Origin of the sequence: Alteromonas nitratireducens (genome assembly GCF_040812025.1) — a bacterium.
Lineage (GTDB): Bacteria > Pseudomonadota > Gammaproteobacteria > Enterobacterales > Alteromonadaceae > Alteromonas > Alteromonas nitratireducens.
Genome location: NZ_JBFNPK010000003.1, coordinates 101,513 through 121,275 on the forward strand (window position 1 = coordinate 101,513; position 19,763 = coordinate 121,275).

A 19,763-nucleotide genomic window follows, 5' to 3' on the forward strand; every position below is an offset into this window, starting at 1 on the left:
GCTGGCTGCCGCTTGCGTGTTGTTACCTGTCTGCCACCGTAATCATTGATTGTATCTGTGATGCCGTGTGTCGACAACCACGAAACCGGTTTCCGGCTTAAATAGCACATCGAACCACAACACGGTGGGCACCAGTTCTGTGGCAGGAAGACAGACTAAGGCAGTCTGGCGGCGTTGAGTTCTTTAAGAATTTGATCGCCACGTTTTACAAACACATTGGCCTTACCGTTAAACGCAGGCAATGTCGCTATCGCTGCTTTAGCGTCATCAACGGACGGATAGGGGGTGGCAAACAACACGACAAACCAGGCGCCGCCGTACCGCTGAGTCTGATAGACCTTGGTCAGGGAGGTTAACTTATTGTCGCGTAAAAACTGCTGCAGCAAGGTGGTGTCAGACAAGCCAGCCAGTTGCAGGAAATAGTCGCTGGGTCGGACCGCACTGAGTAAGGCCGCATTGTCGTTCGCTGGTGTTGGTTGAGCCGCACTGTCTGACACCTTGGCTTCTGCAGGTTGCACTGGCTGTGGCTGCTTTGTCACCAGCGAGGTATCTGGCTGTGAGGCCACGGCAGTTGCGGTGTCATTGAGTTCGGTGGTGTCTGTTATGCCGGCGGCCGGGGCTGCATCATCTGGTTGCGCCGTACCTTGTCCTGGGTCGGGCGTATCCGCTGCCTGTTGGTTGGCAATAGCATCATTCCAGGTGGTTACCAGCGGATCAGCAGTGACCTCTGGTTCTGTTGGAGTAGCGGGTTCAGGGGCGGCGACTATCTCGGCATACGCCGTGCCTGGCTTGGCTTCCGTGGTGTTTGTCACGACTGGCGTGGTCTCAATAGGGGAAAACAGCTGACGCAACTGATCGCCATACTGCCAGCCCACCATGGCGGCAAAAATACCAATAAAGGCCAGTACGATGAGGCTGATAAACCAGGGGGAGCGCAGAACATTCGACGGTAACCGGTGCTGCTGTTGGTGACGCGCTGCAAGGTGTGCCTGAAACGCTTCACGCCGCTGGCTGATCATTCGATCAAGATCTGACTGTTCACGTCCGGCGTTGACTGACTGACTGCTGATAAGCAATGGCGTGTCGGTATTTTTGGCTGGTAACCATTGCTTGGCACGCTCAGCCCATTTCGTTTCCCCGAATAACAGCACATTCAGATGCTGTTTGTTGCCGGCAAACCTGCTTTGCAGAACCAAATCCCACAGCTCCTGTAAAAGCGTGTCAGGGATAAATTGTGCCTGGGTAATGGCAATAAGAATCGGTCCATCGTGGGCATTAAGATCGGCGAGTAATTCATTCAGCGGGCGGACATAACTGCCGACAACCTGACCGAGCAACTGCCTGCACAGTTGTCGCCGGTAGTCCGACATCGTCATGGTGTCATCCGCAGTCAGGTAAGCAATTTCGGTATCATCGTGTTGCTGGAACACAAAGGTTTCCAGCGTACGCTGCTGATGGGCAATAGAATCCCCGCTGACAAAAATCAGCTGAGAAGAATAATTGACCAGATAATCCAGTCTGTCATGCAAATCGTTGTGCATGTGCCCTCGCAGAACTCCCGTTGTAATCTGCTACAGTGAAACCGCATCAGCGCGCGGACCTTAATTACAGAACACGCCGTAAACCCATCCATGGGGGCTCTACCGCAGCATCCATGCTGCGGTAGGTTCTGAAATTAAGGTCCGCGCGCTGCTCCGGTCCTACCGCCTGTCAGACCGCAGACACTCAAGAGAGAAACCGTACCTTATTCTGAATAATAGAAGGTTATTTGCCGAGTACCGCATTTAGTATGTCGTCGGTGACTTCATCTGTCACCACGGCATGACCGATACGTTTAGGAATGATAAAACGCATCTTACCGGCAGCCACCTTCTTGTCCCGCTTCATGTGTTTGACATAATCGGCCTTACTCATGCCGCCTGGCCCGATGACGGGCAGATTAAAGGCAGACAGTAACGCAACAACACGTCGGGTTTCCGACGCAGAAAGCCAGCCAAACACTTCTGCAGTTTTACAAGCAAGCACCATGCCCGCTGCAACGGCTTCACCGTGCAGCCAGTTACCATAGCCTTGTTCTGCTTCAATGGCATGGCCATACGTGTGTCCGAGGTTGAGGATGGCACGTAGTCCGCCTTCGCGCTCGTCCTGAGCAACCACGTCGGCCTTAATTTCACAGCAGCGCTGGATGGTGCGGCTTATCACTGTCGGTTCAAGACGCTTGAGAGCCTCAACATCCCGCTCCAGCGCTGCAAAGAAGGCGCTGTCGTAAATAATCCCGTACTTAATGACTTCGGCCATGCCTGCGGCGAACTCTCTGTCAGGCAGGCTGGAGAGGGTGTGGGTGTCAATCATGACGGCGCGTGGCTGATAAAATGCGCCAATCATGTTTTTCCCCAGTGGGTGGTTAACGGCAGTTTTACCGCCAACCGACGAATCGACCTGTGACAGCAGCGTGGTGGGCACCTGAATAAACGGGACGCCGCGTTGGTAGGTAGCGGCGACAAATCCACACAAATCACCAATCACACCCCCACCAAGCGCAATCAGCGTGGTATCACGGCTGGCATTAAGCTCCAGCAGGCGGGTCATAATACGTTCATACTGCTGCAGTGATTTATTGGCTTCGCCATCCGGCACACGAATGACTTCGGTACGCTTGCCCTCACAGGCACTAAGTACCTTATCGAGGTACAGGTCGGCCACAATGTCATTGGTAATGATGACAGCCAGCGGCCCCTTTATATAAGGCACAAAAAAGCCGGGTGTGCTGAGCAACCCGGCCTTGATATGTATCGGGTAACTACGATCTCCCAGTTCTACATTCACGTCTGGCACAGTCGTAGCTCCTTATTTTAATTAGAATAGTCCAATCTTACTGACAATTTGATTCGCGACGGCGCGGGCGGACTGGTCGTCGGTTTCAATGACGTAATCCGCAATTTCTTCGTACATCGGATTGCGTTCTTCCGCCAGCGCGCGAAGTACTTTTTCCGGATCGTCATTTTGCAGCAGTGGACGACGCTTGTCGCGCTGAGTACGGGCAACCTGCTTATCAATGGTGGTTTGAAGATAGACAACGATGCCGCGGGCAGAAAGACGGTTACGTACGGCTTTGTTGACTACGCTGCCGCCGCCGGTTGCCAGAACAATACCCTGTTTATCGGTCAGTTCATTAATGACATTTTCTTCGCGCTTGCGGAAACCTTCTTCACCTTCCAGGTCGAAGATCCAGGCGATATCGGCGCCGGTACGGCGTTCGATTTCCTGATCAGAGTCATAGAATTCAAGGTGAAGTTCGTCTGCCAGATGTCTGCCTATGGTGCTTTTACCTGCACCCATGGGGCCAACTAAAAAGATATTACGTTTTTCAGCCATATTTGCTTACATCACAACTTTTTATCAAGTTAGGGGTAGAATTCGTTGAATTACCTGCCTACCCAATCAATCGTGCCTATCATCTTTCCAATAAGCACCACTCCTTAAACCTCGCTAAAATTTCGAGAGCGCGATTATCTCAGCTTACCGTGAGCAGTTGCAAGTGTTGATGCGGGTAAACGCCAAAGAGTTGACGCTTTTCGGGATATTTTTATAAAAAAGGGGCGGATAGACCGCCCCTTTTCAGAGATTAGTGGCCGTATTTACATGCGCTCGGTGACAATTTTCGGCGTCACAAAAATCAGCAGCTCACGTTTTTGTTCCAGTACCGATTTGTTGCGGAACAGTGCGCCAACCACAGGCAGATCGCCGAACAGTGGCACTTTGGTTACGCCATCTGAGCTGGTCTGCTGGAATATACCGCCCAGAACCACGGTTTCGCCATTTTGAACCAGTACCTGGGTTTTGATTTCCTGGGTGTCGATAGCTACCGCATTACCCGTTGACGTTGATACCGTTTCACCGCGGGTATCCTGGGTGACGACCAGATCCAGAATGATGCGGTTGTCCGGCGTAATATGCGGCGTGACTTTCAGGCTGAGTACCGCTTTCTTGAACTCAACTGCCGTTGCGCCGCTTGATGTTGCCTGGACAAATGGGATCTCAGTACCCTGTTCGATATAGGCTTCCTGCTGGTTGGCTACCGTAATACGCGGGCTGGCAATAATTTCACCCTTGTTTTCTGATTCCAGTGCTGACAGTTCCAAATCCAGGATCGTGCCATCAACCAGTGATGCTACCTGAAAACCAATGGTCCCTGCTGCAGAGGATACCGGCAGGTTCACATTAAGACGATCGCCAATGGCCGGTATCACGCCGCCGGCAATGGTCTCTGCACCTTCCAGCGAACCAGATACGCCATCGTCATTCTGACGGTCACTGAAGCCCCAGCGAACGCCCAGCTGTTCGTCGACATTGTCCAGCACCGTTACCATGCGGCTTTCAATCAGTACCTGCTTAACCGGTACGTCAAGTGCCTCAATCATAGCCCGAGCTTCGTCAATGGATGCCAGCGTGTCGCGAACTAACAGGGTATTGGTGCGCTCATCAACAGTAACCGAACCGCGATCAGACAAAATACCGCCTTCATTCGACTTCAGAATGGTGGCCAGTACAGCGGCTTTCGCATAATTAATGGCAATATGCACAGTTTGCAGCGGTGCCAAGTCAGATACCTGCTTCTTAGACTGCAATTGCTGCGTCTCACGCGCAGCCAGCTCATCGGCCGGTGCAATCAGCAGAATATTGCCATCCAGTCGCTTGTCCAGGCCTTTCACTTTCAGGATCATGTCAAGCGCCTGGTCCCAGGGAACCCCGGACAGACTAATCGTAACGTTGCCGCTCACCGTGTCAGTCGTTACCAGATTAAAGCCGTTAACCTGCGCAATAATCTGCAGCACCTGACGCACGGGTACATCCTGAAAATCCAGTGAAATAGGATCGCCGGTATATTTCGACTCATCGTTGAGGCTGGCCTCCTCTTCTTCCGTCATCGGCTCAACTTCAACGCGCAGGGTATTATCCTGCTTGCTGTGCCGCGCATAAACCGTGCCTTCGTAGCGAAATACCACGCGCGCGCCGTCCTCATCCTGAAACGTTTCAATAGCGGACACGGGCGTGGCGAACTGTAAAACATCCAGTTCAACAAACTGATCGTCAGCCAATTGGGTCTTGGGCAGTGTGACCGTCAGTTCACCCTGTGATTCAATCAACTGCGGTGTCGTACCCGCATTGTCGAAGGTGATAGTCGCAACGGCGGTATTGTCTGCCTTACGCGCAAAATCAATGCCGGTTAATGTGGAGGTAAACGCCGATTCAGCCGGTGCAGGGTCAAACAGCACGGGCTCGTCAGTCTGTGCTGCGACCGGTCGTGCAAGCACATTGAACAGGATCAGGGCTACCACAGAGCCACCTACCCAGTACCATTTTCGTCCGGTCCGATTTAACTTCTTATTAAATATGTATCGCTCAGACATTCTCGTTTTCTCCTGTCGACGAGGCAACCGTCAACGTTGTTTCCTTGCGTTGCCAGCAGCCTGCTCCGTCTGGTAGCAGTTGCTCTATTGTCACCGACGCATTTCCTATAGACATAATCTTGCCATGAAATAAACCAATACGGCTGCCTTGCGTTGCCTTATGCAGCTTTCCATCGTTGGACTTAAACAGCACGTACCGTACACCATTGCTTGCGAAACTCCCGGCCAGAGATAAGGCATCCAGGCCGTAGCTTTCCAGCTGTTGTTTCTTCCTTGAGAAGTCTGGTTGCAGACAATTCTCACGGGTTTGCACTGACACTGACGCCGTTGTCGCACGAGGGCGGACAAACGGACTACGCTCAGACTGTGCGGTGTAAACAAACGCCGGCTTTGCTTCAAACTCCGGGTAGGGTTCGATACTCACAGTTGTGACCTGCCTTACCTGCTCAGTATAGGCCCGTAAATCACCGATCTCCGGAGAACATGCAGAGAGCGCGCCAACCGCAACCGTCACAAAAATAACGCGGGAAAGGACCATTATTTACCTCCCTGCTTTAAATCGCTGCTGGCGGCACGGTATGTTTTGGCCTGAAGCTGCAGTTGCAGGTTGCCCTTTTCCCCTTCCAGCGAAAAGTCGTGTAGCGTAACAATACGCGGTAAGTCAGCCACTTTCGACATAAACTCACCAATATTGTGATATCCGCCAGACACTTCCATTTCAATTGGAAGCTCGGTGTAAAACTCTTTAGGCACTTCCTGCTGCCAGTTCAGCATTTTGAAATTCAGGCCGGAAGACGTACCCACAAAAGTAATGTCATCCAGCAATCCTGGCGTTTCGTTACTGGTAGGCAGGCTTTTCAGCATCGATGAAAAGTCGCTTTCGATGCGGGCCAACTGCTCTTTGTACGCTTCCAGGTTTACCGCAATACGGTATTTGGCTTCAAACTGCAGTTTAAGCTCCTGCTCCCGCACTTCAGCCGCATCCAGCACCGGCAGTTTGGGGCTGACCAGAAAATAGTAACTCAGTGCACCCACCAGAATTGCGACAAACGCGGCAACCACGATTTTGACCTCTTTGGGCCACACCGCTACCTGTTCAAAATCAAGTTCGTTGAGTTCTTTTAGTTTGGCAACATCAAAGTTCATTTCGTGTTACCTCCACTATTTCCTTCGGCCAGAGGGGCCAGCTTAGGGCTGATATGAAACGTTAGCGTATATTCACTGATTGCCTGATTCGAATCCGGGTCGGCAACAATCGATGACAATTCACCGTTGGTGAACACACTGGAGGCCTCAAGGCGACGCATAAAGTCTGACAAGCGGTTGTTTGACTCGCTGATACCCTGAATCTCTATGCGATTACCCTGGCGCTGCATTGACTTGAACGAAACCCCCGCGGGCACTATTTTCGCCAGCTCGTCAAAAATAACCGGTGATACATTCCGGCTGGCCTGCAGCTGTTCAATCAGTGCCATACGTTGTTCAATTGCGTTCTTACTTTCTTTGATTTTCTGAATTTCAGAAATCTGCGTATCCAGTTTGGCAATTTCAGCCTGCAAATACGCATTACGCGCATTCTGACCGTTAATCTGCTGGTCAATGGCCTGACCGACAAACCAAAAAATCAGACCAACAATGGCTGCGACTGCAACCAGGCCGCCAAGATATTGCTGTTTCTGGAACTGGCGCTGCTTTTCGCGCCACGGAAGCAGGTTTATATGTGCCATGGAACAAAACTCCTGCTTGCGAGACCTGCCGCTATGGCCAGCTGAGGGGCAACCTCAGCCAGTTTGTCGGCATCAATTTTAGGGTTAATGGTCATCCCGCTGAACGGATTGAACACCTCAACGTCGAGATCCAGGTCCTGACGCAGAATGTCAATCAGCGGGGCGATAGTGGCAGCCCCTCCGCTCAGCAGCAGCTTCTTAGGCTGGCTGGCGTGTGTCGCGGTCACATACATTTGCAGTGCGCGATTAATGTGCTGCTGCAGGTTGGCAGCAAAAATTGGCAGGGTATCCTCTACCCAGTTCGCGGGCAGGCTGTCATCCAATAATTGCTTTTCCGCTTCGTCGGCATCGACCATATGTATAGCGGCCAGGTCGCTGATAAGGTTATTCAGCCCGAATGCATGCTCTTTGGTGTAGATGACATCGCCGTTTTGCCAGACACATACCTGCAACAGCGACGCCCCAACATTAATGCAAATAATCCAGTCTTCTTCTTCAACCGGATAAAAATAATCAATGGCGTTGCCCAGCGCGTAACTTTCTACATCGACGATGCTTGGCTCAAAATTGGCCTCGCGTGCCAGCAGCAGACGACTATCCACCATGTCTTTATGGGCTGCAGTCAGTAATACATCTGACTTACCGGCGTAGTTTTCACTAGGGCCAATTTCTTCAAAATCCAGATACACTTCTTCAAGTGGATAGGGGATCAGGCTGTCGGCTTCGATTTCAATCTGGCTTTCCATTTCAAAATCGTTCTGATCGGTGTCCATGTAGACCACTTTTGAGATCACCGATGAACCGGCTACCGCTACATTGGCGTTTTTGATTTTGGTTTTGAGATGCGCACGTACTTTCTTCAGCGCCAGACTCACGGCTTCATAGTCTTTGATCTCACGTTCAGAAAACGCCATCTTGCCAATTGGCTCGCACGCGTAGCCCTGGAGCACATAATTGTCTCCGGACTGCTCCAGCCAGACGGCTTTGATTTGACGCGTGCCTATGTCTAAGCCCACAATAGCTGGCGCCTTTTTTTTGAACAGCGACTTCATTGATAGATGTCCGTTAAAATGGGTCGATTTGTCTCTAGCATAAAATCTTACGAAATTTTTTATGCTGTTAGGGTTCAATTAAACACACATACGTATGAAAATATACGTCATAAATGGCAATCTTGCCTTGGTAATGTTATTTCGTGAAGTACATTAAACCTCTCTTTTTGCTAGTTTTACTCGGGACTGCCGTGGGAACCGCCACGCTGGCAGGTATCTATTTTTATATCAAACCCGAGCTTCCAAGCGTCACTGTCCTCAAGGATGTGCGGCTGCAGACCCCTATGCGCATCTATACCAAGGACGGAAAACTTATCTCGCAATATGGTGTTAAACGGCGGATCCCGGTAAAACTTGAGGATGTACCACAAGACCTGATTAATGCAGTGCTGGCCACCGAGGACAGCCGCTTCTACGAGCACCATGGTATCGATCCGATCGGAATTGCTCGCGCGGCAATTAGTCTGGTGCTGACCGGAGAAAAACGGCAGGGCGCCAGTACACTGACCATGCAGCTGGCCCGAGGCTTCTTTCTCAGCCGCGAAAAAACCTACATCCGTAAAATTAAGGAGATTTTCATCGCCTGGCATATGGAACAGGTGCTGACCAAAGATGAAATTCTTGAACTCTATTTAAACAAAGTTGAACTGGGGCACCGCGCGTTTGGTTTTGGCGCAGCGGCTCAGGTGTATTATGGCACCACACTGGATAATCTGACGCTGGCCCAGATGGCTACTATAGCCGGTTTGCCAAAAGCACCGTCGGTACTCAATCCCATCAGTGGACCGGAGCGTTCTCTGGAACGCCGCCGGGTGGTGCTGCTGCGTATGCTGGACGAAGGCTATATTACCCGGCAACAGTTTGAGGATGCCGCCGCGCAACCTGTCACAGCGCGTAAGCATGGCGCTGAAATTGAAGTAGATGCGCCTTATCTGGCCGACCTTATCTACAGTGAAATGGTCGAGATCTACGGTAAGGAAGAAGCAGAAACCGGTGGTTATCAGGTGTTCGCTACCGCCCCTTCAGACTTACAACTGGCGGCGCAAAATGCGGTGGTGCGAAACCTTCACGATTACGACGAACGCCATGGCTATCGGGGGCCTGTGCGTTATCTCTGGAACCAGCCAGAGCAGGAAGAAAGCAGCGATTCCGCAATAGCCGCAGAGGGTGAGGCACTGACCCTGTCCGATGACATGCGGGACATCCCGGACAAGCAGACGGTGCTGGCGGCTCTCCAGGAAATTCCGGCATTTGCGCCGCTGGTGCCGGCCGCAGTGATGGCCGTGGAAAACCAGTCGATTTCCGTGCTGACCGTGAATGGTGAGACCATCACCATTGACTGGGAAGGTCTTGACTGGGCGCGCCCTTATATTACTGATAACCGACAGGGCGATGATCCCCAGCTTGCCTCCGATATTCTTAACGCCGGTGCCATCATCTATATCCGTCAGCAGGAGGGTAAATGGCGTCTGGCGCAAATTCCTGAAGTCAGTGGCGCGCTGGTTGCGCTTAATCCGCAAAACGGCGCAGTCGAGGCCGTTGTTGGCGGATACAGCTTTTACCAGAGCCAGTTCAACCGGGCGACCCAGGCGGAACGACAGGTAGGATCGAACATCAAACCGTTTGTCTATTCAGCGGCGCTCGAACATGGCTATACCCTGGCCTCTATCGTCAACGACGCCCCGATCAATCACTGGGATGAGGCATCCGGGACCGCCTGGCGTCCGAAAAACTCGCCGCCTGAATATGACGGTCCTATTCGGATGCGAATGGCGCTGGGTAAATCGAAAAACGTGGTATCCGTGCGGCTACTGCGTGGCGTCGGGCTGCAGAACACGGTGGACCATCTGACCAAATTTGGTTTTAACCGCGACGATATTCCCCTCGATGAAACGGTTTCTCTTGGGTCGAGTTCGCATACTCCACTGGAAGTCGCGCGCGCTTTCACTGTGATTGCCAACGGCGGCTATCTGGTGAATCCCTATTTCATCGATAAAGTCCTGAACGAGCAGGGCGATGTTCTTTGGCAGGCCGATCCGGTCTGGGCCTGCGATCCCTGTGAGGAGGCGCCGGCTGAGACAGAGGAAGACGATATTGAGCGATTGCTAGCCAAGCAACTGGGCGATGTTGCACTCGATGATCCGCAGGCGACACCCAAACGCCCTGCACCCCAGGTCATTTCATCGCAGAATGCGTTCCTGGTGGCAGAAATGATGCGCACAGCTGTGCGCGCCAACGGTGAATGGAGTAAAAAAACCTACTGGCTGGGTACCGGCTGGCGGGCACGCAACTTACTGCAGCGCACCGATATTCACGGCAAGACCGGTACCACCAATGATTCCAGGGATACCTGGTTCAGTGGTTTCCACCGCGATCTGGTAGCAACCGCCTGGGTCGGCTTTGATGATATGGGGCGACAACTGGGCCGCGCGACGCGCAATCAGAACCTGATCAATCGCAATCCTGAGCGCTTCAACTGGATTGGCAATGCCATGATTGGCGGGGAAGACGGCGCCAAGGCAGCGGGACCGGCGTGGATCCGGTTTATGCAGGAAGCGCTTGCTGACAAGCCATTCTCGCCTATTGCCGTACCCGATAAAATCGTGCGCGTCCGGATTGATCGTACCAGTGGTAAGTTGACCCAGCGCACAGACCATACGACACTATTCGAATATTTCCTGCAGGGTACCGAGCCCGCTGTCTATGTTCGCGATGAAGATATCGTGGATCCGGCAGAGCAGGACGATGAAACCACCCCTGAGCCAGAAGACGTTTTCTGATCCTCCCGCACTGGTTCAGGGTATCTGTTGCTAAAAAATAACAATCGGAATCCCAATGTCTGAAGATTCAAACCGGTATCTTTACATTCCTCACTCAGGCCCATCGCTGCTGGAAACGCCCCTGTTGAATAAGGGCAGTGCATTCACCGCCCGCGAGCGCACGGCGTTCAATCTGACCGGCCTGCTGCCGCCACGCTATGAGACTATCGAGGAGCAGGTAGAGCGTGCGTACATGCAGTACAGCAGTTTTGACGATGCCCTTAATAAGCATATTTATCTGCGCGCAATTCAGGACAACAACGAGACCCTGTTTTATCGGCTGATTCAAAAGCACATCGACGAAATGATGCCGATCATTTACACCCCGACCGTGGGCGATGCATGTGAACAGTTCTCCGATATTTACCGCAGTTCACGCGGCCTGTTTTTGTCGTGGGAAGAGCGCCATCAGCTGGACGACATTATCCGTAACGCCACGAAGCGCAAGGTGAAAGTGATTGTTGTGACAGACGGCGAGCGCATTCTGGGGCTGGGCGACCAGGGTATCGGAGGGATGGGGATCCCAATCGGAAAGCTGTCATTGTACACCGCGTGTGGGGGGATCAGCCCGGCCTATACGCTGCCGGTTATGCTGGATGTGGGTACCAACAACGAGAAACTGCTCAACGACCCGATGTACATGGGTGCCCGTCATCCGCGCATCAGTCAGGAAGATTATGACGAGTTCGTCGACATGTTCATCAAGGCTGTCAAACGTCGCTGGCCGGATGTCATGATCCAGTTTGAGGATTTTGCTCAGCCAAATGCGATGCCGTTGCTTAACCGCTATCGTAATGAAGTTTGCTGCTTTAATGATGACATTCAGGGCACCGCGGCAGTGACGCTGGGTACCATACTGGCAGCCTGCCGTATGAAATCCAGAAAACTGTCCGACATGAAAGTCGTGTTTGTTGGTGCGGGCTCTGCCGGCTGTGGGATTGCAGAGATGCTGATCCAGCAGATGGTGCGCGAGGGATTAAGTGATGAAGCCGCCCGCCGGCAGGTGTTCATGGTTGATCGCTTTGGTTTGCTGACAGAAGGTATGGAAGGCCTGCGCGACTTCCAGCAAAAACTCCAGCACAAACAGTCTGATCTTGCTGACTGGCAGTACAGTGGTCCGTACCCATCCCTGCTGGATGTGATCCACTGTGCCGAACCTCATATCCTGATTGGAGTGTCCGGTCAGCCCGGCCTGTTCACTGAACAGGTCGTGCGTGCGATGCGTGAACATTGTGAAACGCCGATTATTTTCCCGCTGAGCAACCCGTCCCGTCAGGTCGAAGCGCGGCCAGAGCAGGTCATTGAGTGGACTGACGGCGATGTGATCATTGCTACCGGCAGCCCGTTCAAGCCGGTAGAATATAACGGTAACACGTACCCGATTGCGCAATGTAATAATGCGTATATCTTCCCTGGTATTGGTCTTGGGGTGGTGGCAGCCAAAGCCCGCCTGGTCAGTGACGAAATGCTGATGGCCGCGTCTACTGCGCTGGCCAATGCGTCGCCACTGGCGAATACAGGAACCGGCGCCTTGTTACCGCCGCTGACTGGCATTGCCGCGCTAAGTAAAGAGATAGCCTTTGCGGTAGGCAAGGTGGCCATGGAGCAGGGACTCGCACTGGAGATGAGTGACGACGCACTGCGCAGCGCCATTGAACGGCATTTCTGGAAACCGGAATACCGTCCGTATAAACGTGTCAGCATCTGATGTGTTGTGCATATGCCGTTTTACCCCGAGTGTAATATCGGGGTAAAACGCCACTTTCCCGTAAAAAAATAGTTATCCCCGTATTTCAGCCCTTTCGCATGTATCAGTGCGGATACCCCACCGGTCTTTATATTCTGTTGCCAATCGGTAACACTTTCTCGCTTTGATTACCGTCAATTGTCATTCTGTATTCACTAACAATTTGAAAAATAATGACTTTATGGCCTTGGCATAGTCATTGAATTATCTCATGACACAATCGTCTCATAACGTGGAGTAAGCATGAAACGAGCAACAACAAAACACATCTCTGTCCGCCAGATTATTGCGGCGTCGATTGCACTTACCGGTCTGGCCGCCTGTGGTGGCGGGTCTGACAGCGGTGTCACTGCGCCGGATCCGACACCGGACACAGCGACATTTTCCCTGGCTATCTCTGATGCGCCGGTAGACAACGCCTCAGAGGTGGTTGTGTATTTTGATGAAGTCGAGCTTACCGGTAACGGCGAGCCGATTACTTTTGATGTGACCGATGATAACGGCGATCCGCGCAGCGTGGATCTGCTCACCCTGCAGGGCACCAGCTTCGCGACTCTCGTCGAAGAGACCGAGATTCCTGTTGGCGACTATGGTCAGCTTCGTCTGGTTGTCACCGAGGACTCGTACATTGTGATGGACGATGGCACGTTTCCGCTTCGCGTACCAAGCAATGAACTGAAGCTGGACGGGTTCAGCGCGCTACCGGGTTTCGAGGCGGCGTATACGGTGGAATTTGATCTGCGTAAAAGCCTGGTCGATCCGAATGGTCAGAGCGCGGTGTTTCTCAAACCCCGGGGCGTGAGACTGGTCCTGAACGATGACGTTGGTGTGCTCGAAGGTACTGTAGACAGCACCCTGCTGGATGCGCCTCAGTGTGCAGAGAAAGTCGACCTCAATGAAGGCAATGCGGTGTACGTCTATGAGGGCGAATACAGCGAAATCAGCGAGTTGGGTGATGATGCCGATGTAGCGGACGGCGACACAGAGGCGCGTCCGTACAGCATTATTCCGGTGACATACGACGATGTGAATGAAACGTATGCCTTCATCGGTGGCTTCTTCCCTGCTGGCGACTATACGCTCAGCTTTTCCTGTACAGCGTTGTTTGACGAGCCGGAAACAGACGAAGGCGAAGAAGACGGCTTTGTTTTGCAAACCATTGATATCGTTACTGTGACAGCCGGTGACACCACGACAGTCGCTATCGACTGACACACGCTGAACACAGGGGCCGTAGCCCGGGCTGCTGTGGTTCACATCATCAGGTTAAGTTTGCGGGCCAGGGACGGTCCGCCTTTTACCGTATTTTCTGCTCTTTCTGCTGCCCCAAATCTGTCCCATATACGGTGTTATAATAGCGGGTAATATCCTGGTGCAGCGTGCTGTCAAACCAGTGCAGGTGGGGTTGCAGGTAGGCTGTGGTTTTTGAAAGTGCAGCAATGCGTGCGGAAATGCGCTGAATCGCCCGTTGTCCCTCGGCAGAGCGAGAACACAGTACATAGCCTGTCACATAGTCCGGCGTTTCTTTCACGCTCAGTGACAAAAACGGCGAGCTCATGCCCTGTTTTTCCAGATAGTGACTAACTACAACAGGATATTCCACGGTGGCATCTACGCGACCATTTACCATCATTGAGACGACGCCGCTTCCCATGTCTGCACTGCTGCGTCGCCATATTCGGTCCTGCCACTCAGAACGGCTAAACAGCGTATCCAGTTCACTGCCGTACGACCGACCCTTAACCAGCGCAATATTGAGCGTGGTGAAACGTGACATGATGTCGTGCAACGACGGCGCAGACTGATCCGCCAGAAAGCGTCTGACGTCATCAGACTGAGCCTGGCTCAGATACAGGCGCAGGCCGGGCACGACCACCTGGGGGAGGTCACTGGCAAGACTGAATGCCTGACGGGCGGGGCTGTATATCTTATCACTGACGCACACATTGGGAGATGTCTTCAGTTGCAGCATCGCGCGCTGTGCATTGGTTTTTTGGATCTCAAAGTGAATGTCGTCGATGCCACTGATAATCAGATCTCTCAGCGCTTCGTCCAGGGTGATGGCTTTATCCGCTTCCGGGTTACCCTCAGACAGCCAGATCATCGTGGACGCATCTGTCTGTGCAGCGGCCAGCGTAACGTGGATGAAAAGAAACAGGAAACTGAATGGGCGAAACAACGAAAACATGACGTACCGGCCTGGGATTAAGGGACTGGGCTGCTTGCATCCCGGCACCAGCCTTTCGGGATAAGTTCGTCGCGCATTATACCTGCCAGCGACCGAGGCAGGCGATCTCCGTTGGTCATGAGATAGACAAAATGTGTATAAGAAAACGTACAGCGACATATTGTGATCCCGTCATTGCGACCAACTTATAACAGTAGACAGTCACACAATGACAGGAGCTTAAATGCAGAATAATACATCCTATACCCCGCCTGAGATCTGGACATGGGAGCAGGAGGACGGCAGTAAATGGTCCAGCACCAACCGACCGACGGCGGGAGCACGCCATGACCAGTCGCTTCCGGTTGGCAAACATGTCCTGCAGTTATATTCCCTGGCTACGCCTAATGGGCAGAAAGTCACCATCATGCTCGAAGAATTGCTGGCAATGGGCATTGACGAGGCCGACTATGATGCCTGGCAGATTAATATTGGCGATGGTGATCAGTTCTCCAGCGGGTTTGTCGCGGTGAATCCCAATTCGAAGATTCCTGCCATGGTGGATAACAGTGTTTCGCCGCCGGTACGGCTGTTTGAGTCCGGCGCTATCCTCCAGTATCTGGCCGAAAAACACCAGGTACTTATTCCTGAACAACCGGATGCGCGCGCACAGTGCCGGAACTGGTTGTTCTGGCAGGTTGGCTCGGCGCCTTATCTGGGCGGCGGATTTGGTCACTTTTACAGTTATGCGCCCAATCCGATGGAATACCCGATCAACCGCTTTGCGATGGAAACCAAGCGTCAGCTGGACGTGCTGGACCAGCATCTGGCAAACCACACCTATATGGCGGGCGACGACTATTCTATTGCGGATATTGCGATTTGGCCCTGGTACGGCAATCTGGTGCTGGGTAATCTGTATGATGCCGCCGAGTTTCTGCAGGTCAGGGAATATCAGCACGTTCTGCGCTGGGCCGAACTGATTGCACAGCGCCCCGCAGTGAAGCGCGGGCGGATTGTAAACCGCACCTGGGGTGACGACGGTCAGCTTGAAAACCGTCACAGTGCGGCAGATATCGACAATGCGCTGGCGGCAGCAGGTCAGTCGTGCTGATTATCACGCGTGGCGCAGCAGAAAGTCACCGACCAGCGGCCATAATGCCTGTGCCCGGCGTGAGAAAAAGCCCATATGACCGATGCTGCGCTGTCCATGCTCAGCAGGCTCAATGGTGACAATGTCGGCTGGCAGGCGATCAAACACGCTGAGCATGTCGTGCACGTTTTTCAGGTTCGCAATATCGTCATCGTTTGCCAAAAGCCAGCGTGAGGGCATACTGAGTGTGTCGTAATGGTGCTTGGTTATCTCGCGGCCAAAGGCGGTTTTGACATAACCCTGCCCGTTACACCATTGTTGCCACTGCCGCGCAACCTGTCGGGGCAGTGGCTCTCCCATGCCAACCCAGTGTGACTGGGTATAGCCAAACACCAGATTTGACAGAGGGATAAACAGGTTCATAAAAAAGTGGGCTTTTATCTGATAGCCGGGACGCATATTTCGCAGCTGACCAGACGAGCTACCCACGTTACACATGGCCGTCAGTGCATGAGCGTTTTCCATCAGACCAACCAGCTGGCCGCCAGCGCTGTGGCCAACCAGAAAGTGGGGAAGACCGGGAAAACGTGCGTTTAACGTGTCCAGCACTGCAGTCATATCATGACGTCCCCAGTGAATGAGACTGGCATCGCACGCTGCCAGAGAGCCTTGCAGTGACTCGCCAATACCCCGGTTATCATACGTCAGCACAGCAAAGCCCCGCCCGCAAAGATAGCGGGCAAAGTGACTGTAAAACTGTCGTTTAATGCCCGTGGCCGGACCGATCATGACCGTCCCTTGCACCTCGTGGGGCTGATACAGTGTGCCCGCGAGCAGCGTGCCGTCTGCACAGGTTATCGGGATATGTTGTTCGTTCATCAGGTGTCCACCCTATCTGGTCAAACCAGTAGAAACGAAATTACTGTCAACTGCAAGTTCTGATGGTCGTTGACTGACGATGGCGTGGACATGATGCCGGGACTGCTCTACTTTACTAAGTTACTGGAAAAACAGAAACGGGATACCGATGGAAGCATTTTGTGGTCAGTTAACAACACCTCGCGGGCGCTTTTTTATTCGTGATAGTGGCGGTGAGGGCATACCGGTTTTGCTGATTCATGGCTGGCCACAAAGCAGCATGTGCTGGGAAGAGACACTCGCACATCTGCCCGCAACGTGGCGCTATATCCGGCCTGATACCCGCGGGATGGGGGACAGTGAGCGGACCTTTGATGTAGCGGATTATGCCAAGACTGAACTGGCTAACGACATGCTCGCGATTATCGATACCCTGGGGATCGACCGTTTTATTGTAGTGGGGCATGACTGGGGCGGGATTATTGCGCAGGAAGTTGCGCTGGCAAGTCCGGAACGTGTGATCGGGCTGGCGCTGCTCAACATCTCGTTGATCAACAATCCGGTCGGTCAGGCAAAGGCACGGGAAGCCCTCACGCAACGGGGAGGAATACGGTTCCTGTGGTATCAGTTTTTTCAGCAGCAGCCGGAACTGGCTGAGGCAATGATACCCGGTAATGAGCGGGTCTGGCTGTCGCACTTTTTGCAGCTCGCGAAGGGACGAACGCTGCCATCCGCCATGTTCGACGAGTACGTGAGGACGTTTTCCATACCCGGCACTGCAACAACCTCGGCCAACTATTACCGGGCGATGCAATTCGACATGCCGAGATGGGCCATGCTGGATACACCCTATGCTATGCCGGGTCTGTTGATTTACGGAGAGAAGGACGTGGTCATCATTCCCGAGTATTTCGACGACATTGAAAGTAGTTTCCCGCGAGGCGTTGAACAGGTGCGATTGTCGGCCGGGCATTTTGTGCAGGATGAGCTGCCGGCGGATGTGGCGTCAGCACTGCTGACATTTTTTGTCTCACTGACCGACGCCATTTCCTGAAGTGGTATACACTGTCAGGAAGTCTCCAGAACCGGTTTTTGACGAACATGGCCCGTATGACAGTGCGGTTTCGCTATATCACGGCGCTGGTGATTATTGCTGGCGTGGTGACCGCATCAACACTGCTGATGCTGTTTATGCTCAGTCACCAGCAGGAAGATGCGGTCGTGATCAACCGGGCAGGTCAGCAGCGTATGTTGTCGCAGCGTATTTCGCTGAACATCACCCGGCTGTCGTTGTGTGGCGAGGCGCAACAGACGCACCGGCAGACATTGTCTGACGCTATCCGCACGTTTGCCGATAATCACCGCTATCTGATGGCATTGTCATCGGTGCCTGAGCACATTCGCACGTACTATCATGCTGAACCTGGCCTGGACGCGCTGTCTGAAGATTACATCCGACAGGCTGAGACGGTACTTAACCAGAGTGGTTGTCCGGCTATTCCCACGGCGTTTACTGCTAAGCCTACAGCAACCCTGCTTCACCTGTTGGATGGTGCTGTCACCCTGTTCGAGCAGGACGCGCAGGCGCGTCTGCGTGTGGTGAGTCAGGTTGTCACGCTGTTGTGGGTGGTTACGCTGATCATGCTGGTGGCTGAAGGTGTTGTGATTTTCTGGCCGATGGAGCGTCGCATCAAACGCACTATCAACGCACTTAATCGCTCAAACCGGGCCGCACGGGAAGCTGAGAAAAAGGCTAACCTGGCGAACCAGGCAAAATCAGAATTCCTGGCCAACATGAGCCACGAGTTACGCACGCCAATGAACGGACTGTTCGGCATGATTGAGCTGGCGCAGGATAAACCCGAACAGGCACCGGAATACCTCAGAAAAGCCAAAACGGCCGGACGTCAGTTGCTGGTGCTGATTAACGATATTCTCGATCTGGCAAAAATTGAGGCCGGAAAACTGCAACTGCGCCAGGCACCTATCCGTCTTGAACATTTGCTTGAGGATACATCCGGGCTGTATCAGGAATTGTGTCATCGTAAAGGCCTGACATTCAGGCTCGAAAAAAACACGGCGTTGCCGCCATGGGTAGAAGGGGATGAAACCCGGATTGCACAGGTACTACACAACCTGCTTGGCAATGCAGTGAAATTTACCCATCAGGGAGAGGTCACCCTGTCTGTGGCGATGACGGTCAAAGACAAACAGCACTGGCTGGAATTTTGTGTCAGCGACACAGGCATTGGTATTCCTCACGATAAACAGGCCGCCATTTTTGAAAAGTTCTCTCAGGCTGACGCCAGTACCGGCCGTTTGTACGGTGGCTCCGGACTGGGCCTGACCATTTCCGGTTATCTTGCCTCGCGCATGCATGGCTCGCTGACCGTATCATCAGAGCCGGGCAAGGGCAGTGAGTTTGTTTTTTCGCTGCCGGCCAGGGTCGTGCCTGACAGTGAACTGGACGAGACGCAGGCCAGCCAGCCTAAGCCTGCCCTGTCGGGCGGGCAGAGCGCACATGTACTGGTAGTCGAGGACAATGCACTGAACGCCGAGATTATCCGGCATATGCTGGAGTCGGAAGGCTGTCAGGTTTCCCTGGCTGAAAACGGTCAGCAGGCACTCGACTTCTTTGCCGATGGTGACGCAGATCTCGTACTGATGGATGTGCAGATGCCGGTTATGGATGGCATTACCGCCACCCGGACACTGCGGCAGACCTACGGGCTCAGCGTGCCTGTTATTGCGGTCACGGCCAATGCCTTTAAGGAAGACGAAGCTAACTGTCGGGCAGCCGGGATGAACGATTTTCTGGCAAAACCAGTGGTACGTCAGGAACTTAAAGCGCTGCTCAGGCGATACCTGTCACTTGCGTCCTGACTACCG

At 53.1% G+C, this 19,763-nt stretch carries 16 protein-coding genes; 6 read left to right on the forward strand and 10 right to left on the reverse strand.

What is annotated here, in order from left to right:
• Positions 1-155: 155 nt before the first annotated feature.
• The 8 genes from AB1N33_RS04375 to pilM all read right to left on the reverse strand — a co-directional run bounded on the left by AB1N33_RS04375 (position 156) and on the right by pilM (position 8,190).
• Positions 156-1,541: an SPOR domain-containing protein gene (locus tag AB1N33_RS04375; protein ID WP_411270323.1), complete on the reverse strand. Its 1,386-nt coding sequence runs from the start codon at positions 1,539-1,541 to the stop codon at positions 156-158.
• Positions 1,542-1,764: 223 nt separating this feature from the next.
• Positions 1,765-2,835 carry a 3-dehydroquinate synthase gene (gene aroB / locus AB1N33_RS04380; protein WP_411270324.1) on the reverse strand — a complete coding sequence of 357 codons (1,071 nt, stop codon included), beginning with the start codon at positions 2,833-2,835 and terminating at the stop codon, positions 1,765-1,767.
• Between the two features lie 21 nt (positions 2,836-2,856).
• Complete coding sequence (gene aroK / locus AB1N33_RS04385) at positions 2,857-3,375, reverse strand: shikimate kinase AroK (RefSeq protein ID WP_411270325.1); 519 nt, start codon at positions 3,373-3,375, stop codon at positions 2,857-2,859.
• Between the two features lie 263 nt (positions 3,376-3,638).
• Positions 3,639-5,411, reverse strand: coding sequence for a type IV pilus secretin PilQ (locus AB1N33_RS04390; protein ID WP_411270326.1), 1,773 nt, complete (start codon positions 5,409-5,411; stop codon positions 3,639-3,641).
• The gene (locus tag AB1N33_RS04395; protein WP_411270327.1) at positions 5,404-5,949 is read right to left on the reverse strand and encodes a pilus assembly protein PilP; all 546 of its coding nucleotides are present in this window, start codon (positions 5,947-5,949) and stop codon (positions 5,404-5,406) included. Before AB1N33_RS04395 ends, AB1N33_RS04390 begins: the two co-directional genes overlap by 8 nt.
• Positions 5,949-6,557, reverse strand: a complete 609-nt coding sequence (locus AB1N33_RS04400; protein ID WP_411270328.1) for a type IV pilus inner membrane component PilO — start codon at positions 6,555-6,557, stop codon at positions 5,949-5,951. Before AB1N33_RS04400 ends, AB1N33_RS04395 begins: the two co-directional genes overlap by 1 nt.
• Positions 6,554-7,138, reverse strand: coding sequence for a PilN domain-containing protein (locus AB1N33_RS04405; RefSeq protein WP_411270329.1), 585 nt, complete (start codon positions 7,136-7,138; stop codon positions 6,554-6,556). The genes AB1N33_RS04400 and AB1N33_RS04405 overlap by 4 nt, the downstream gene beginning before the upstream one ends.
• On the reverse strand, positions 7,126-8,190 hold the full coding sequence (gene pilM, locus AB1N33_RS04410) for a type IV pilus assembly protein PilM (protein WP_411270330.1): 1,065 nt from the start codon (positions 8,188-8,190) through the stop codon (positions 7,126-7,128). The genes AB1N33_RS04405 and pilM overlap by 13 nt, the downstream gene beginning before the upstream one ends.
• A 143-nt stretch (positions 8,191-8,333) precedes the next feature.
• Between pilM and AB1N33_RS04415 the strand changes: the two genes are divergently transcribed.
• The 3 genes from AB1N33_RS04415 to AB1N33_RS04425 all read left to right on the forward strand — a co-directional run bounded on the left by AB1N33_RS04415 (position 8,334) and on the right by AB1N33_RS04425 (position 13,968).
• Positions 8,334-10,970, forward strand: a complete 2,637-nt coding sequence (locus AB1N33_RS04415; RefSeq protein ID WP_411270331.1) for a penicillin-binding protein 1A — start codon at positions 8,334-8,336, stop codon at positions 10,968-10,970.
• A 55-nt stretch (positions 10,971-11,025) separates the two neighbouring features.
• Positions 11,026-12,717, forward strand: coding sequence for an NAD-dependent malic enzyme (locus AB1N33_RS04420; protein WP_411270332.1), 1,692 nt, complete (start codon positions 11,026-11,028; stop codon positions 12,715-12,717).
• Between the two features lie 282 nt (positions 12,718-12,999).
• The gene (locus AB1N33_RS04425) at positions 13,000-13,968 is read left to right on the forward strand and encodes a DUF4382 domain-containing protein (protein ID WP_411270333.1); all 969 of its coding nucleotides are present in this window, start codon (positions 13,000-13,002) and stop codon (positions 13,966-13,968) included.
• 85 nt (positions 13,969-14,053) lie between these two features.
• Here AB1N33_RS04425 and AB1N33_RS04430 read toward each other — a convergent pair whose 3' ends face one another.
• On the reverse strand, positions 14,054-14,944 hold the full coding sequence (locus AB1N33_RS04430) for a hypothetical protein (RefSeq protein ID WP_411270334.1): 891 nt from the start codon (positions 14,942-14,944) through the stop codon (positions 14,054-14,056).
• Positions 14,945-15,167: 223 nt separating this feature from the next.
• Here AB1N33_RS04430 and yghU point away from each other — a divergent pair, with 223 nt between their 5' ends.
• The gene (yghU, locus tag AB1N33_RS04435) at positions 15,168-16,037 is read left to right on the forward strand and encodes a glutathione-dependent disulfide-bond oxidoreductase (protein WP_411270335.1); all 870 of its coding nucleotides are present in this window, start codon (positions 15,168-15,170) and stop codon (positions 16,035-16,037) included.
• Positions 16,038-16,040: 3 nt separating this feature from the next.
• On the opposite strand, the gene AB1N33_RS04440 is transcribed toward yghU, so the two are convergent.
• The gene (locus AB1N33_RS04440; RefSeq protein ID WP_411270336.1) at positions 16,041-16,895 is read right to left on the reverse strand and encodes an alpha/beta hydrolase family protein; all 855 of its coding nucleotides are present in this window, start codon (positions 16,893-16,895) and stop codon (positions 16,041-16,043) included.
• 148 nt (positions 16,896-17,043) lie between these two features.
• On the opposite strand from AB1N33_RS04440, the gene AB1N33_RS04445 reads away from it, so the two are divergent.
• Both AB1N33_RS04445 and AB1N33_RS04450 read left to right on the forward strand, forming a co-directional pair.
• A complete protein-coding gene (locus AB1N33_RS04445) occupies positions 17,044-17,928 on the forward strand; it encodes an alpha/beta fold hydrolase (RefSeq protein WP_411270337.1) in 885 nt (294 codons plus the stop codon).
• A gap of 47 nt (positions 17,929-17,975) precedes the next feature.
• On the forward strand, positions 17,976-19,757 hold the full coding sequence (locus AB1N33_RS04450) for a response regulator (RefSeq protein ID WP_411270338.1): 1,782 nt from the start codon (positions 17,976-17,978) through the stop codon (positions 19,755-19,757).
• Positions 19,758-19,763 lie beyond the last annotated feature (6 nt).

Bases quoted from the DNA above. Each gene is read 5' to 3' on its own strand.
- AB1N33_RS04375 (WP_411270323.1), bottom strand. From the start codon at position 1,541: ATGCACAACGATTTGCATGACAGACTGGATTATCTGGTCAATTATTCT.
- aroK (WP_411270325.1), bottom strand. From the start codon at position 3,375: ATGGCTGAAAAACGTAATATCTTTTTAGTTGGCCCCATGGGTGCAGGT.
- AB1N33_RS04390 (WP_411270326.1), bottom strand. From the start codon at position 5,411: ATGTCTGAGCGATACATATTTAATAAGAAGTTAAATCGGACCGGACGA.
- AB1N33_RS04395 (WP_411270327.1), bottom strand. From the start codon at position 5,949: ATGGTCCTTTCCCGCGTTATTTTTGTGACGGTTGCGGTTGGCGCGCTC.
- AB1N33_RS04400 (WP_411270328.1), bottom strand. From the start codon at position 6,557: ATGAACTTTGATGTTGCCAAACTAAAAGAACTCAACGAACTTGATTTT.
- AB1N33_RS04405 (WP_411270329.1), bottom strand. From the start codon at position 7,138: ATGGCACATATAAACCTGCTTCCGTGGCGCGAAAAGCAGCGCCAGTTC.
- pilM (WP_411270330.1), bottom strand. From the start codon at position 8,190: ATGAAGTCGCTGTTCAAAAAAAAGGCGCCAGCTATTGTGGGCTTAGAC.
- AB1N33_RS04420 (WP_411270332.1), top strand. From the start codon at position 11,026: ATGTCTGAAGATTCAAACCGGTATCTTTACATTCCTCACTCAGGCCCA.
- AB1N33_RS04425 (WP_411270333.1), top strand. From the start codon at position 13,000: ATGAAACGAGCAACAACAAAACACATCTCTGTCCGCCAGATTATTGCG.
- AB1N33_RS04430 (WP_411270334.1), bottom strand. From the start codon at position 14,944: ATGTTTTCGTTGTTTCGCCCATTCAGTTTCCTGTTTCTTTTCATCCAC.
- yghU (WP_411270335.1), top strand. From the start codon at position 15,168: ATGCAGAATAATACATCCTATACCCCGCCTGAGATCTGGACATGGGAG.
- AB1N33_RS04440 (WP_411270336.1), bottom strand. From the start codon at position 16,895: ATGAACGAACAACATATCCCGATAACCTGTGCAGACGGCACGCTGCTC.
- AB1N33_RS04445 (WP_411270337.1), top strand. From the start codon at position 17,044: ATGGAAGCATTTTGTGGTCAGTTAACAACACCTCGCGGGCGCTTTTTT.
- AB1N33_RS04450 (WP_411270338.1), top strand. From the start codon at position 17,976: ATGGCCCGTATGACAGTGCGGTTTCGCTATATCACGGCGCTGGTGATT.